The organism is Halomonas rhizosphaerae, assembly GCF_030012485.1.
Lineage (GTDB): Bacteria > Pseudomonadota > Gammaproteobacteria > Pseudomonadales > Halomonadaceae > Halomonas > Halomonas rhizosphaerae.
The window spans coordinates 54,173-68,075 of record NZ_JASCQQ010000007.1 but is presented as its reverse complement, the minus strand read 5'-3'; the positions used below and the strand labels follow the sequence as shown (position 1 = coordinate 68,075).

Below are 13,903 nucleotides of genomic sequence, written 5' to 3'. Positions count from 1 at the left end.
CCCTGCTGGCCTCTGCCGCCTCCAGCCCGGCGGCATGGCGTCATGTTGTCGAGTCGTCGAGTGTCAGCCGCGTGCTGCGCTCGGTCCAGCCGCCCCGCCCGGTAGGCACGATCTCCACCAGCTGGACCGAGGCTCCGGTGATGCCGATGATGCGTCCGAAGTCGGACCCCATGTAGTTGCCGGTGCGCAGGCGATGCACCTTGCCGTCCGGCGCCTGGATCAGGGCCGAGGGCTGCCCGCCCACCGTGAGGGTGCCCACCAGCTCGAGCTCGCTCAGGTCATAGGCCTCCAGCGGCTCCTTGGGGCGCGATTCGTCCGGCGCCAGGTCGCTGTCGGCACCGCCTCCGGGCAGCTCCTCGGGCTCCGGCAGGCGCGCCTGGAAGGGGCTGCGCTCGTCGGCGAAGTCGTAATCCACCGAGGTGTAGGTCGGCATGGGCGGCACCGGCTCCAGATTCACCTCGCCGGGGTCGACCCGCATCGCCTCGAGCTCCCGCTCGAGGCCGGGCAGGTTCGCGTCGCGGCAGGCCCCCAGGGTGAACAGCAGTGCCACCAGGGCGCCTCTGGCCAGCCAGTGAGTCATGGCGTTCCCTCCTCGGCGGTGGCCTGGGGCGGGCGGTAACTGTAGGTCTTGGCCAGCATCGACAGCTGCAGGCGGTTGCCGTCATCGACCGGCGCCAGGCTGAAGTCATGCTGGGTGACGATGCGTGGCAAATCGGCGACGCCGGCGATGAAGGAGGCGATGCGGTGGTAGTCGCCGTTCACCCGGATATCGAAGGGGCGTTCGGTGTAGAACTCCTGGAGAGAGGGACTGCGCAGGCGGATGAAGTCGATGGAGAGCTGGTTGTCGAGGGCCGTTTCACTGATGTCGTCGATCAGCGACGGGATCTCGGGACCGCCCGGGAGCATGGCCACCAGCCCCGCCAGCCGCTCGTCGAGCTCCTCGACCTGTTCTCGCAGCGCCGGCAGGTTGGCGGCCTGGGCCGACTTGCTGCGGTAGTCGCGCAGCAGGCGCTGCTCCTCGCGCTGGGCCTGCTCGAGCTCCTCGACCTTGGGTGCGGCCAGGTACCAGTACATGCCGGCGAGGGTCAGGCCCAGCACCAGCACACAGCAGATCAGCTGCAGCAGGAAGGGCCAGCCACCGGACTCCTTGATGTCCAGCTCCCCCCAATCCATGTCGCGCAGTCGACGAACTTCCGTGGACAGATTCATGGCGCCTCCGTGCCTTCCCCGTCGGGCATCTGCTGGTTCACGCTGAGGTTGAAGCGACGCATCTCGTTGTCGGTGGATTCCACCTCGGAGAGCACCGGGACGTCGAAGACCTGAGAGGCCTCCAGCTGGCGCAGCTGGTCAGAGACCCGACGGTTGTCCTCGGCCAGGCCGGTGAGCCGCAGCTGACTGCCCTGGCGGTTGAGCCCGGAGTAGTAGACGCCCTCCTCCAGGCTCGCCGCCAGCGCGTTGAAGACATGAACCGTCTGCGGCCGCCCCACCTGCAGCTGCTCGAAGACCTCGATCTGTCGCTTCAGCGACGTGACCTGCTCCTCGTACTGGCTCACCGCGCGGATGTCACGGTCCAGCTCGGCGGTGCGGGCACTGATCAGCTGATGGCGCTGCTGCTGGTCGGCCAACCGTTGTTCGTAGTACCAGGTCATGCCAAAGCCGCCGCCGAGGCCGATCAGCGCCATCAACGCCAGCGCCAGGTAGAACCGCTTGCTGCGCCGGGCACGCACTTCCTCCCGCCAGGGGAGCAGGTTGATCTCGATGGTCATTTGCCTACCCTCATCGCCAAGCCGCAGGCCGTGAGCATGGCCGGGGCATCACCGGCCAGGGTCGGGACGTCGATGCGGGGGTTCACCTTCATGCGCCGGAAGGGGTTGGCGATCACCACCTCCATGCCGCTCTCCTCGGCCAGGCGTTCCGCCAGCCCCGGCAGCACGCTGGTGCCGCCCGCCAGGATCATCCGCCGCACCTCCTGCTTGCGCCCGGCGGTATAGTAGAGCTGCAGCGAGCGCCCCACCTGCTGGACCAGGGTGTCGAGGAAGGGGTCGAGCACGCTGCGCTGATAGTCATCGGGCAGGCCGCCTCGCTTCTTGGCCAGGCCGGCCTCCTCGAGGGTCAGCCCGTAGCGGTTGCGGATCTCGTCGGTCAGCTGGCGGCCACCGAACACGGTGTCGCGACTGTAGGTGACGCGCCCCTCGCGCAGCACATGGAAGGCGTTCATGGTGGCGCCGATGTCCACCAGGGCCACGCACTCCTGCTCGCCCTCGGCCGTGGGCAGCTGGTGGCGAAGCTCCTGGAAGGCGCGCTCCATGGCGAAAGTCTCGACATCCACGGCCGCCGGGGTGAGCCCGGCCTGCAGCACGGCCTCGGTCAGCTGGTTGACGTCCTGCTGGCGACAGGCGACCAGCAGCACGTCCTGCTGGTCGCCGTAGCGCGAGTTGAGTCCCAGCCGCTGGAAGTCGAAGGCGACCTCGCTGAACGGAAACGGGATGTGCTTGTCAGATTCCAGCTGGATGCGCGCCTCGATCTCGTCGTCATCGAGCGAGGCGGGCAGAGTAAGGGTCTTGGTGATGGCGGCACTGGCCGGCACGGCCACGGCGGCGTTGCGCGACCCCGGCCGGGCATGGTCCACGGCGCGCTTGAGGGCGTCCACCACGGCCGACATGTCGCGGATCCGTCGCTCGATCACGGCGCCTTCGCGCAGGGGCCGCACGGCGTAGCTTTCAACCTGGTAGTGACTACCAGCGCGTTTGAGTTCGATGACCTTGACGGTTGCCGAGGTGATATCGACACCGACCAGTCCCTTGCCGGATGCTCTCAGTCGCATCTTGAGTCATGCCCCTGCCTGATCCATGCGGCGTGCCGCTCATTATGATTATCCACTCCGAACCGGGGCGGAACAGATGAAACTCATCATACCCGATCCGTAATCGAAGGTTACATGATATTTCCGGATCTCACACGAATGACGGTGTCGCCACGCGTCAACGCTGGTGACCACTCCCTCGGCTTCCTATAATGGCGGCCGCAAGGGAAGGCCACTTTCATCGCCACCACTCCGCCCCCGTTCCCAGCATGGATACCGCGTTTTCATGAAGTTACTCAGAACCCTGGTTGTCTCCGTCCTCTGGCTGCTGGTCTCGCTCTCCGCCGCCGGGGTGCTGGGCGTGGTGGGTGCCGCGCTCTATTTCGCGCCCGGCCTGCCCGATGTGCGCCAGTTGCAGGACTTCGAGCTGCAGACCCCGCTGCGCATCCTCACGCGCGACGGCAAGCTGATCGGCGAGTTTGGCGAGGAGCGCCGCACGCCGGTGGAGTATGAGGAGATCCCCCAGGAGCTCATCGGGGCCCTGCTGGCCGCCGAGGATGCCACCTACTTCGACCACCGTGGCGTCGACCCCAAGGGCCTGGCGCGTGCCGCGGTGGAACTGGCCGCGAGCGGCGGCGACATCCAGTCCGGGGGCTCGACCATCACCATGCAGGTGGCGCGCAACTATCTGCTGACTCTGGACCGGACCTTCACCCGCAAGATCCGCGAGATCCTGCTGGCGCTGCAGATGGAGCAGATCCTCTCCAAGGAGGAGATCCTCGAGCTCTATGTCAACAAGATCTACCTGGGCAACCGTGCCTACGGCATCGCCGCCGCCGCGGAGGTCTACTACGACCGGCCGCTGGCCGAGCTGACCCTGGCCGAGACGGCGATGATCGCCGGCCTGCCCAAGGCGCCCTCCGCCTTCAACCCGCTGGCCAACGCCGAACGGGCGCTGATCCGCCGCAACTGGATCCTGTTCCGCATGCGGGAGCTCGAGATCATCGACCAGGCGGCCTACGAGGAAGCCGTGCAGGCCCCGGTCACCGCGCGGCGCCACCTCGCCCAGCTCGAGGTGGAGGCCGACTACGTCGCCGAGATGGCCCGGCAGTTCGCCGTGGAACGCTATGGCGACCGGGCCTACACCGGCGGTTATCGCATCCACACCACCCTAGACAGCGAGCTGCAGCCGCTGGCGGGCCAGGCTCTGGCCGGCGGCCTGATCGAATATGACACACGGCACGGCTGGCGCGGCCCAGAGCAGACCGACATCCCGCGCAGCCTGGCCGAGGCCCAGGAACAGACCGGACGCGAGGGCCTGGAGGAGGAACTCGCCGAGTCGCCCGAGATCATGCAGACCGCCCGGCGCGCCGCCGAGCGCAGCCAGACCGAGGTCGAGGGTATCGAGGGCGACGTCAGCAACTGGCTGCAGGTGCTCGAGCGCACCCCCGCCTATGGCCCCCTGCAGCCGGCCATCGTGGTGGAGAGCGAAGGCCGCGAGATGCGGGTGCTGGCCCGCGGCGGCGAGTTGCACACCCTCGACTGGGCCGGCCTGGAGTGGGCGCGCCCCTATCGCAGCGCCAATAGCCGGGGCGCCGCCCCGGGCGCGGCCGGCGAGATCGCCAGCCGCGGCGACCTGGTGCGCATCCTGCAGCGGGAAGACGGCAGCTGGCGCCTCTCCCAGCGCCCCGACGCCGAGGGCTCGCTGGTGGCGATGGATCCCGACACCGGGGCCATCCTGGCCCTGCAGGGCGGCTTCGACTTCGATGCCAGCAAGTTCAACCGCGCCACCCAGGCCCGCCGCCAGTCCGGCTCGATCTTCAAGCCCTTCGTCTACCTGGCGGCGCTGGACAGCGGCGAGATGAACCCGGCCAGCGTGGTCAATGACGCCCCCGTGGTGATGCAGGACGGCAGCAACGACCTGTGGCGCCCGGCGAACTCCAGCGGCGACTTCCTCGGCCCGATCCGGCTGCGCGATGCCCTGGCGCGGTCGCGCAACCTGGTCACCATCCGCGTGCTGCAGTCCCTGGGACTGGATCGCACCATCGAGTTCCTCCAGGGCTTCGGCTTCGCCGGCGATCAGCTGCCGCGCGGCCTCTCCCTGGCACTGGGCAGCGCGAGCCTGACCCCGCTGGAGATGACCAACGCCTATGCGGTGCTGGCCAACGGCGGCTTCCAGGTGTCACCCTGGTTCATCGAGCGGGTGACCCGCGGCGATGACACGACGGTCGTCGACGAGGCCAGCCCGCGCGTCGCCTGCCGCGACTGCCGCGAGGGTGAGCAGACCGTCGAGCTCGACGGCGAGACCTTCGAGGTCGCTCCCCGGGTCGCCGATCCCGCCGCCGTCTACATCCTGCGCGACATGCTGCGCGACGTGGTCGAGCGAGGCACCGCGCGCAAGGCCCTGGAACTCGGCCGCGGCGACATCGTCGGCAAGACGGGCACCACCAACGACCAGCGCGATGCCTGGTTCGCCGGCTTCAACAGCGACCTGGTGTCCACCGCCTGGGTGGGCAAGGACGACAACTCCTCCACCGCCGAGTACGGCGCCCAGGCCGCCCTGCCGATCTGGATGGACTTCATGGGCCAGGCCCTGGAGGACCAGCCGGAGCGCTGGCCGGAGCGGCCGGAGAGCGTGGTCACCGAGCGGGTCGACCCCGACACCGGACGCCTGCTGCGCGATGGCCAGGGCGGCGGCATCGAGGAGCTGTTCATGGCCGACCACCTGCCCGACTTCCAGTCGCGTCGCGTCGAGCGTGAGGTCGAGCGCGAGAGTGGCTCCCAGGGCACCGGCGCCTACGAGGCCATCTTCTAGGCCGACACCCGTAACCCGCGCCGGGCGGCAGGGACGCCGTCCGGGCAGCGCAACCTCGCACGCCGCTTCGGGCAGCTACCGACATCCGGCAACCCGGGGAGACTGACACCATGCCGCATACCGCGACACTCCCTTCGATGATTCGATGGGCGGCCCTCTGCGGCCTGCTGACGATCGCCGGCGGCACTCAGGCCGGCCCCTTCTACGCCCCGCCACCGCCCAAGGAGGATGACCAGGGCTTCAGCGGCAGCGCCGAACTGGGCTATACCCACCTCTCGGGCAACACCGAAAGCCAGACCCTGATCGGCAAGGGCCGGCTCATCTGGGTAACCGGCGACTGGACCCAAAGCCTGCGCGGCGAGGTGCGCAACGTCTCGCGCAACGGCGACACCAGCGCCGAACAATATCTGGTGGCCGGCCGCGAGCGCTACGAGCTCGACGGCCCCCACTATATATTCGGCTTCGCCCGCTGGGAGAAGGACCTGTTCAGCGGCTACGACCAGCAGTTCACCACCATCGGCGGCTATGGCCGCGACCTGCTCGACGGCAGACGACACCGGCTCTCGCTGGAGGCGGGCCCGGGCTACCGCTACGACCGCATCGAGGGGGAGGAGAACGCCTCCCTGGGCGTGGCCTACGGGGCGCTGGCCTACGAGTGGTCCTTCTCGGAGACTTCCAGCCTGGAGCAGGAGTTCTCGGTGGAGGCGACCGATGACAACACCACCTCGCGCTCGCTGACGTCGCTCACCTCACGGCTCAACTCCCATCTGGCCCTGCGGCTCTCCCACGAGATCCGGGACAACTCCCGACCGCCGGAGGGCGCCGAGGCCCGCACCGACCATACCACCAGCGCCTCCCTCCTCTACGACTGGTAGCCACCCGCGTCCCGCACGCCACAGACGACGCCGCCGGCCCGAGGGCCGGCGGCGTCGTGCAACGGGGAAGGCCTCCGCGGCTCAGCCGCCGTAGACGTCATCCACGCTCTTCAGCGGGTAGTGGGAGGGATAGGGCTTGCGCGCCACCCCGGAGTCCACCGCGGCCTGGGCCACCGCCGAGGAGATCCGGTCGAGCAGGCGGATGTCCACGGGAGTGGGAATGATGTACTCCGGCCCGAAGCTCATCTCGTCCATCTCGTAGGCCTCCAGTACCTCCTGCGGTACCGGCTCGCGGGCGAGGTCCTTCAGGGCGTGGACGGCGGCGACCTTCATCTCCTCGTTGATGCGGGTGGCGCGCACGTCGAGCGCCCCGCGGAAGATGAAGGGAAACCCCAGCACGTTGTTGACCTGGTTGGGGTAGTCGGAGCGGCCGGTAGCCATGATCACGTCCGGGCGCGCCTCCCGGGCCACGTCGGGGTGGATCTCCGGGTCCGGGTTGGTGCAGGCGAAGACCACCGGGCTGGGGGCCATGCTGCGGATGTGGTCGGCACTCATCAGTCCCGGGCCGGAGAGGCCGACGAAGACGTCGGCCCCCTCGATGGCGTCGGTCAGGGTGCGCTTGTCGGTCTCCACGGCGAACATCGCCTTGTACTGGTTCAGGTCCTCGCGACCGCTGTGGATCACCCCCTTGCGGTCGAGCATCACGATGTTCTCGGGATGCGCGCCGCAGGAGACCAGCAGCTTCATGCAGGCGATGGCCGCGGCGCCGGCCCCCAGGCAGACGATGCGGGCGCTGTCCAGCGACTTGCCGGCGATCTCCAGGGCATTGAGCATGCCCGCGGCGGTGACGATGGCCGTACCGTGCTGGTCATCATGGAACACCGGGATGCTGCACTGCTCGACCAGCGCCTGTTCGATCTCGAAGCACTCCGGGGCCTTGATGTCCTCGAGGTTGATGCCGCCCCAGGTGTCGGCGATGCGCGCCACGGTGTCGATGAAGGCCTGCGGGCTCTCGGCGTTGACCTCGATATCCACCGAGTTGATGCCGGCGAAGCGCTTGAACAGCACCCCCTTGCCTTCCATAACCGGCTTGCTGGCCAGCGGGCCCAGGTTGCCGAGACCGAGGATGGCGCTGCCGTCGGAGATCACTGCCACCAGGTTGCCCTTGCCGGTGTAGAGGTAGGCGTTCTCCGGGTCACTGGCGATCTCGCGAACCGGCTCCGCCACGCCCGGGCTGTAGGCCAGGGAGAGGTCGCGGGCGGTGGCGGTCGGCTTGGTGAGCTCCACCGACAGCTTCCCGGGGATGGGTTTCGCGTGGTAGTCCAGCGCCGCCTTCTTCTTCGCGTCAGTCATGCTGAGAGGATCCGGTAAACAGTGGGAGGTCGGCTAGCGTATACAAAAAGCCCGTCGCGCTCAACTCGGCAGACATCCACCCTGTTGTACGCTCGTTTGAAGACGTTGTCGACCATTTGGCGACACTTATGGCTGAACCCGCCAGCCATAACGCTTTGCTTATCCTGACGGCCGGCAGACAGCCAACGTGAGCGCCGACAGCCGGACATAAAGAAACCCGCCACGATGGGCGGGTTTCTCGCTGCGTCTTGCCTGGCGGCTCAGCGCTTGATGGCGGCACCGAAGCGCTTGTTGAAGCGCTCGACGCGACCACCGGTGGTCGCCTGCTTCTGCTTGCCGGTGTAGAAGGGGTGGCACTGGGAGCAGACGTCCAGGGAGAAGTCATGACCGGCGGTGGTACCGACCTCGAAGGTGGCGCCGCAGGAACAGGTCGCGTTGACCGTCTTGTAATCCGGGTGGATACCTTGTTTCATCTTGAGCCTCATGAAGCTGTATGCCGCCACCTGATCTTCTGCCAGGCACCGCATACGGGTTGTCTGTAGATGCGAACCGGTTGCCGCCACGCACTCGGGGTGTCCGCAGCGGCGAAGCATTCTAGCAGAGCCGACGCCGGAGGCCAATTGCCCGATTCCCCCTGCCCGCCCGTGCCACGCGTACTAAGCGTTGCCTTGCCCTCGCCGCTGCGCCGGCTATTCGACTACCGCCCCTGCCGCGACTCTCCCCCGGGGGGCTGGCAGCCCGGCCTGCGGGTGCAGGTACCCTTCGGCCGCCGGGAGGTCGTCGGCGTGGTCGTGGAGTGCCGCGACGAGAGTGAGCTGCCGCTCGCGAGCCTCAGGCCGGTGGCGGGCTGCCTCGACGAGGGCCCGCTGCCGGCCGACTGGCTGTGGCTGTGCCGCTTCGCCGCCCGCTACTACCAGCATGCCCTCGGCGACACCCTGCACCAGGCGATGCCGGGGCTGCTGCGCCAGGGCCGGGCGCTCGAGGCCCGCACCCGCGAGCGCTGGAGCGTCACCGCGGCCGGCCGCCAGGACGCTCCGCCGGGCCTCGCCCGAGCCCCCCGCCAGACCGAACTGCTGACCATGCTGCGCCAGCACCCCCACGGGCTGGTCAGCCAGGCGATCCTCGCCCAGTCGTTCAGCCGCGACCAGCTGCGGGCCCTGGCCGACAAGGGCCTGGTGGCCCGTCACGAGGAACCCCTGGCGGCCTCGCCGCCGGCCCAGGGCGACGCGGGGCTGGCCGACCCCGCCCTGCCGCTCAACCGGGAGCAGGCCGTGGCGCTGGCCGCCATCCACGAGCGGCTCGACGGCTTCCATCCCTGCCTGCTGCATGGCGTCACCGGCAGCGGCAAGACAGAGGTCTACCTGCAGCTGATCGAGGCGGTCATCGGCCGTCATCGCCAGGCCCTGGTGCTGGTCCCCGAGATCGGCCTGACGCCCCAGACCCTCGCCCGCTTCCGCCGCCGCTTCCGGGCGCCGGTGGTGGCGCTGCACTCGGGGCTCACCGACCATGAGCGCCTCGATGCCTGGGAAGCCGCCGCCAGCGGCCGGGCGCCCATCGTGCTGGGTACCCGGTCGGCCATCTTCACCCCCCTGGCCCGCCCCGGGGTCATCATCGTCGACGAGGAGCATGACGGCTCCTACAAGCAGCAGGACGGCCTGCGCTACCATGCCCGCGACCTGGCCGTGGCCCGCGCCCACCACCATCGCATCCCGCTGGTGCTGGGCAGCGCCACCCCGTCGCTGGAGTCCCTGCAGCGGGCGCTGCAGGGCGACTACCGCCACCTGCGCCTGACCCGTCGGGCGAGCCGCCATGCCCCGGCGCGCCTCGAGCTCGTCGACCTGCGCGGCCGCCGCCGCCAGGGCGGACTGATCCCGCCGGTGATCGAGACGGTCCGCGACACCCTGGCCGCCGGCCACCAGGTGCTGGTCTTCATCAACCGACGCGGCTTTGCCCCCACCCTGGCCTGCCATGCCTGCGGCTGGATGGCCGAGTGCGACCACTGTGATGCGCGCATGACCCTGCACCGGCAGCCGCCGCTGCTGGCCTGCCACCACTGCGACCGGCGCCGCGCCCTCCCCGACGCCTGCCCAACCTGCGGCAGCGTCGACTTGCGCCCGCTGGGCAGCGGCACCGAGCGCACCGAGGAGACCCTGACGTCGCTGTTCCCCGAGGTGCCGGTGCACCGCATCGACCGCGACAGCACCCGACGCCGCGACGCCCTCGAGCAGATGCTGGCCGAGGTACGCCGCGGCGACCCCTGCCTGCTGGTGGGGACCCAGATGCTGGCCAAGGGACACCACCTGCCCCACGTCACCCTGGTGGTGGTAGTGAATGCCGATGCCGGCCTCTATGCCAGCGACTTCCGGGCGCTGGAGCATAGCGCCCAGCTGCTCGAGCAGGTGGCGGGCCGCGCCGGCCGCGCCGCGCACCCCGGCCGGGTGCTGGTGCAGACCCTGCACACCGACGACCCGCACCTGCGCCTGCTGGCCGAGCGGGGCTACGACGCCCTCGCCGGCCAGTTGCTGGAGGAGCGGCGGGCCGCCCGGCTGCCGCCCTTCCGCTTCCTCGCCCTGCTGCGCCTCGAGGCGCCCCGCGAGCCGGCCGTGGTCGCCCTGGGGGGCCTGGCCGCCGAGGCCCTGCGCCAGCGGATCGGCGAGCGCGGCCTCGCGGTCGACTGCCTGGGCCCGGTCCCGGCCCCCATGGAGCGGCGCCAGAACCGCTACCACCTGCAGCTGATGCTGGCCGCCGACCGCCGCAGCCAGCTGCACGAGGCCGGCGCCTGGCTGGTCGCCTGGCTCGAGGGCCGCCCCGAGGCGCGACGGGTGCGCTGGTCACTGGACATCGACCCGCAGACCCTGGCCTGACCACACACCTTTAAAGCCCGGCGCCGATTGCCGATAATGGCGCCCCAGACTCGCCCGGCGGTCGCCCCGCACCGCCCACGCCACAGGACACCGGACACTTCCATGAAAGAGACCATCATCGCGCTGCTCGAGGGCGCCCTGGACAACCTCCGGAAGCAGGGCGTGCTGCCCGCCGATCTCGCGCCGACCATCAAGGTCGACCCGACCCGCGACAAGGCCCACGGCGACTACGCCACCAACCTGGCGCTGATGCTGGCCAAGCCGGCCGGCCGCAAGCCCCGCGAGCTGGCCGAGGCGCTGGTCGCGGCCCTGCCGGCGAGCGACGCCGTGCAGAAGGTGGAGATCGCCGGCCCGGGCTTCGTCAACTTCTTCGCCGCCACCGACGCCGCCGCCCAGGTCGTGCGCCAAGTGCTCGAGGCCGGGGATGCCTTCGGCCGCAACCTCATCGGCCAGGGCCGCCAGGTGCAGGTGGAGTTCGTCTCCGCCAACCCCACCGGGCCGCTGCACGTCGGCCACGGCCGCGGCGCCGCCATCGGCGACAGCATCTGTCGCCTGCTCGAGGCCACCGGCCACGAGGTGACCCGCGAGTTCTACTACAACGACGCCGGCGCCCAGATCAGCAACCTGGCGCGCTCGGTGCAGGCGCGGGTCAAGGGCATCGACCCCGGCGACCCGGGCTGGCCGGCGGACGGCTACCGCGGCGGCTACATCATCGACGTGGCCAACGCCTACCTGGCCGGGGAGACGGTGCATGCCGATGACCGTCACGTTACGGCGGCAGGCGACCCGGACGACCTCGACGCCATCCGCGACTTCGCCGTGGCCTACCTGCGTCGCGAGCAGGACCTCGACCTGAAGGCCTTCGGCGTGACGTTCGACGTCTACTTCCTGGAGTCCTCCCTCTACGAGCAGGGCAAGGTCGAGGCCACCGTCCAGCGGCTGATCGAGAAGGGCCATACCTTTGAGCAGGACGGCGCCCTGTGGCTGCGCACCACCGACTTCGGCGACGACAAGGACCGGGTGATGCGCAAGTCCGACGGCCACTACACCTACTTCCTGCCCGACGTCGCCTACCACCTGGACAAGTGGCAGCGCGGCTTCGAGACCGTGATCAACGAGCAGGGGGCCGACCACCACTCCACCGTGACCCGAGTGCGCGCCGGCCTCCAGGCCCTCGAGGCCGGCATCCCTCAAGGCTGGCCCGACTACGTCCTGCACCAGATGGTGATGGTCACCCGCTCCGGGGTCGAGGTGAAGCTCTCCAAGCGCGCCGGCAGCTACGTCACGGTGCGCGACCTGATCGACGAGGTGGGCCGCGATGCGACCCGCTTCTTCCTGGCCGCCCGCCGGGCGGACTCCCAGCTCACCTTCGACATCGACCTGGCCCGCTCCCAGTCCAACGACAACCCGGTCTACTACGTGCAGTACGCCCACGCCCGGGTGTGCAGCATGCTGCGCAAGGCCGAGGCCGAGGAGAAGCCGTTCGATCCCGCCCTGGCCATGCAGAGCCTGCCCCTGCTGGAGGCCGACCAGGAGAAGGCGCTGCTCAACCGCCTGGCCCGCTATCCCGAGGTGGTCCAGCACGCCGCCGCCGCCCACGAGCCCCAGCAGATCGCCCAGTACCTGCTCGACCTCGCCGCCGACTTCCACACCTGCTACAACGCGGTGAAGGTGATGGTCGACGAGGACGCCCTGCGCAACGCCCGGCTGGCGCTGGGGTTGGCCACGCGCCAGGTCCTGCGCAACGGCCTCGACCTGATGGGTGTCGGCGCGCCCGAGGAGATGTAAGCCATGGCCAGCAGCCGCAAACCGGCCCCCCGCAAGCGCGGCGCCACCAGCAGCCCGCGGCGCCGCTCCGCCCCGCCCCCGCGCCGCGGCATCCCGGGCTGGCTGTGGGGCCTGGTCGGCCTGGTGGCAGGCTTCCTGCTGGCCCAGCACCAGCAGGGCATCGCCCCCTGGCAGGAGGGCAGCGACTCGCCGCTGGCCACGGTGCTGACCAAACCCGGGGACCGCCAGGAATCCCGGGGAGGCGAACCTGCCGCCACCCCCGAGGAGCCGCCGATGCCGACCTTCGAGTTCTACACCCTGCTGCCGGAGTCCGAGGTGATTGCCCCCGGGGGCAAGGTGCCGGCCTCCACGGCCACCCCGCCGGAGCGCCCCGAGACGCCCGCGGCGACCACCGGCGACGACCCCATCGCCCAGGTGATCGCCGCCAACCTGGACGCCGACGCCACGGCGCCGGACGACCGCCCGGACACTCAGGCGACGGACGACCCGCCGGCCGATGCCCGCTTCATGCTGCAGGCTGCCTCCTTTCGCGAGGCGGGCGATGCCAGCAGGCTGGCGGGCCGGCTGCGTGACTTCGGCCTGCTCGCCAAGATCAGCGAGGTCAAGGCCGGTGGCGGCGACACCTGGCACCGGGTTCAGGTCGGCCCCTACAGCGACCGGCGCGAGCTCAACCGCGCCCAGGACCTGATGGTCACCCAGGGCATCGAGCCGCTGCTGATCCAGCTGCAGAACTGACCCGCCCGACCGGGCGAGGGAGGCACGACCAAGGTTGAATTCCTCGCCCCCCGCCCGCACGTCACTCCCTGAGTTCATCCACGGCGCCCCGGCCCCGCCCGCGGCGCCGCCAGTCATCGGGAGCCCTGTGCTCCCCCAAGGAGTCCCCTCCATGACCACGATCGTTTCCGTGCGCCGCGGTGACCAGGTGGCGCTGGCCGGTGACGGCCAGGTCTCGCTGGGCAATACCGTGATGAAGGGCAACGCCAGCAAGGTGCGCCGCCTCTACCACGGCCAGGTCCTGGCCGGCTTCGCCGGCGGCACCGCCGATGCCTTCACCCTCTTCGAGCGCTTCGAGGCGCAGCTCGAGAAGTACCAGGGCAACCTGGTCAAGGCCGCCGTGGAACTGGCCAAGGACTGGCGCACCGACCGTGCCCTGCGCCGTCTCGAGGCGCTGCTCGCCGTGGCCAACAAGGATGCCTCGCTGATCATCACCGGCAACGGTGACGTGGTGGAGCCCGAGGGGGGCATCATCGCCATCGGCTCCGGCGGCAACTTCGCCCTGGCCGCCGCCCGTGCCCTGCTCGAGAACACCGAACTCGGTGCCCGCGAGATCACCGAGAAGTCCCTGACCATCGCCGGTGACATCTGCGTGTTCACCAACCACAACGTCACCCTGGAAGAGCTCTGA

The 13,903-nt window shown here is 69.8% G+C and carries 12 protein-coding genes; 6 read left to right on the top strand and 6 right to left on the bottom strand.

The genetic code is table 11. The features are described from left to right. Positions 1-40: 40 nt before the first annotated feature. Genes QLQ86_RS02725 through pilM form a run of 4 tightly spaced genes read right to left on the bottom strand, consistent with a single transcriptional unit; the run spans position 41 to position 2,824 of the window. Positions 41-580, bottom strand: a complete 540-nt coding sequence (locus QLQ86_RS02725; RefSeq protein ID WP_282734211.1) for a pilus assembly protein PilP — start codon at positions 578-580, stop codon at positions 41-43. After that, on the bottom strand, positions 577-1,209 hold the full coding sequence (locus QLQ86_RS02720; protein ID WP_282734210.1) for a type IV pilus inner membrane component PilO: 633 nt from the start codon (positions 1,207-1,209) through the stop codon (positions 577-579). Before QLQ86_RS02720 ends, QLQ86_RS02725 begins: the two co-directional genes overlap by 4 nt. Continuing rightward, positions 1,206-1,766 (bottom strand): PilN domain-containing protein, encoded by a 561-nt coding sequence (locus QLQ86_RS02715; protein WP_282734209.1) that lies wholly within the window; start codon positions 1,764-1,766, stop codon positions 1,206-1,208. Before QLQ86_RS02715 ends, QLQ86_RS02720 begins: the two co-directional genes overlap by 4 nt. Further along, positions 1,763-2,824, bottom strand: coding sequence for a type IV pilus assembly protein PilM (gene pilM, locus QLQ86_RS02710; protein ID WP_282734208.1), 1,062 nt, complete (start codon positions 2,822-2,824; stop codon positions 1,763-1,765). Before pilM ends, QLQ86_RS02715 begins: the two co-directional genes overlap by 4 nt. 265 nt (positions 2,825-3,089) lie before the next feature. Between pilM and QLQ86_RS02705 the strand changes: the two genes are divergently transcribed. Together QLQ86_RS02705 and QLQ86_RS02700 are read left to right on the top strand one after the other, a co-directional pair. Then, positions 3,090-5,618: a penicillin-binding protein 1A gene (locus tag QLQ86_RS02705; protein ID WP_282734207.1), complete on the top strand. Its 2,529-nt coding sequence runs from the start codon at positions 3,090-3,092 to the stop codon at positions 5,616-5,618. Between the two features lie 110 nt (positions 5,619-5,728). After that, positions 5,729-6,493, top strand: a complete 765-nt coding sequence (locus QLQ86_RS02700; protein ID WP_407650029.1) for a DUF481 domain-containing protein — start codon at positions 5,729-5,731, stop codon at positions 6,491-6,493. An 81-nt stretch (positions 6,494-6,574) separates the two neighbouring features. On the opposite strand, the gene QLQ86_RS02695 is transcribed toward QLQ86_RS02700, so the two are convergent. Both QLQ86_RS02695 and rpmE read right to left on the bottom strand, forming a co-directional pair. Beyond that, positions 6,575-7,846: a malic enzyme-like NAD(P)-binding protein gene (locus QLQ86_RS02695; RefSeq protein WP_282815828.1), complete on the bottom strand. Its 1,272-nt coding sequence runs from the start codon at positions 7,844-7,846 to the stop codon at positions 6,575-6,577. Between the two features lie 260 nt (positions 7,847-8,106). Continuing rightward, positions 8,107-8,319 (bottom strand): 50S ribosomal protein L31, encoded by a 213-nt coding sequence (gene rpmE / locus QLQ86_RS02690; protein WP_040185115.1) that lies wholly within the window; start codon positions 8,317-8,319, stop codon positions 8,107-8,109. Positions 8,320-8,466: 147 nt separating this feature from the next. On the opposite strand from rpmE, the gene QLQ86_RS02685 reads away from it, so the two are divergent. The 4 genes from QLQ86_RS02685 (at position 8,467) to hslV (ending at position 13,903) form a co-directional block, all read left to right on the top strand. Next, positions 8,467-10,710 carry a primosomal protein N' gene (locus QLQ86_RS02685; RefSeq protein WP_282815827.1) on the top strand — a complete coding sequence of 748 codons (2,244 nt, stop codon included), beginning with the start codon at positions 8,467-8,469 and terminating at the stop codon, positions 10,708-10,710. A 102-nt stretch (positions 10,711-10,812) separates the two neighbouring features. Further along, positions 10,813-12,498: an arginine--tRNA ligase gene (gene argS / locus QLQ86_RS02680; RefSeq protein ID WP_282815826.1), complete on the top strand. Its 1,686-nt coding sequence runs from the start codon at positions 10,813-10,815 to the stop codon at positions 12,496-12,498. A 3-nt stretch (positions 12,499-12,501) separates the two neighbouring features. Further along, positions 12,502-13,233, top strand: a complete 732-nt coding sequence (locus QLQ86_RS02675) for an SPOR domain-containing protein (protein WP_282815825.1) — start codon at positions 12,502-12,504, stop codon at positions 13,231-13,233. Positions 13,234-13,384: 151 nt separating this feature from the next. Then, positions 13,385-13,903: an ATP-dependent protease subunit HslV gene (hslV, locus tag QLQ86_RS02670; RefSeq protein ID WP_282734202.1), complete on the top strand. Its 519-nt coding sequence runs from the start codon at positions 13,385-13,387 to the stop codon at positions 13,901-13,903.

Bases quoted from the DNA above. Each gene is read 5' to 3' on its own strand.
- rpmE (WP_040185115.1), bottom strand. From the start codon at position 8,319: ATGAAACAAGGTATCCACCCGGATTACAAGACGGTCAACGCGACCTGT.
- QLQ86_RS02700 (WP_407650029.1), top strand. From the start codon at position 5,729: ATGCCGCATACCGCGACACTCCCTTCGATGATTCGATGGGCGGCCCTC.
- QLQ86_RS02715 (WP_282734209.1), bottom strand. From the start codon at position 1,766: ATGACCATCGAGATCAACCTGCTCCCCTGGCGGGAGGAAGTGCGTGCC.
- pilM (WP_282734208.1), bottom strand. From the start codon at position 2,824: ATGCGACTGAGAGCATCCGGCAAGGGACTGGTCGGTGTCGATATCACC.
- argS (WP_282815826.1), top strand. From the start codon at position 10,813: ATGAAAGAGACCATCATCGCGCTGCTCGAGGGCGCCCTGGACAACCTC.
- QLQ86_RS02720 (WP_282734210.1), bottom strand. From the start codon at position 1,209: ATGAATCTGTCCACGGAAGTTCGTCGACTGCGCGACATGGATTGGGGG.
- QLQ86_RS02675 (WP_282815825.1), top strand. From the start codon at position 12,502: ATGGCCAGCAGCCGCAAACCGGCCCCCCGCAAGCGCGGCGCCACCAGC.
- hslV (WP_282734202.1), top strand. From the start codon at position 13,385: ATGACCACGATCGTTTCCGTGCGCCGCGGTGACCAGGTGGCGCTGGCC.
- QLQ86_RS02705 (WP_282734207.1), top strand. From the start codon at position 3,090: ATGAAGTTACTCAGAACCCTGGTTGTCTCCGTCCTCTGGCTGCTGGTC.
- QLQ86_RS02725 (WP_282734211.1), bottom strand. From the start codon at position 580: ATGACTCACTGGCTGGCCAGAGGCGCCCTGGTGGCACTGCTGTTCACC.
- QLQ86_RS02695 (WP_282815828.1), bottom strand. From the start codon at position 7,846: ATGACTGACGCGAAGAAGAAGGCGGCGCTGGACTACCACGCGAAACCC.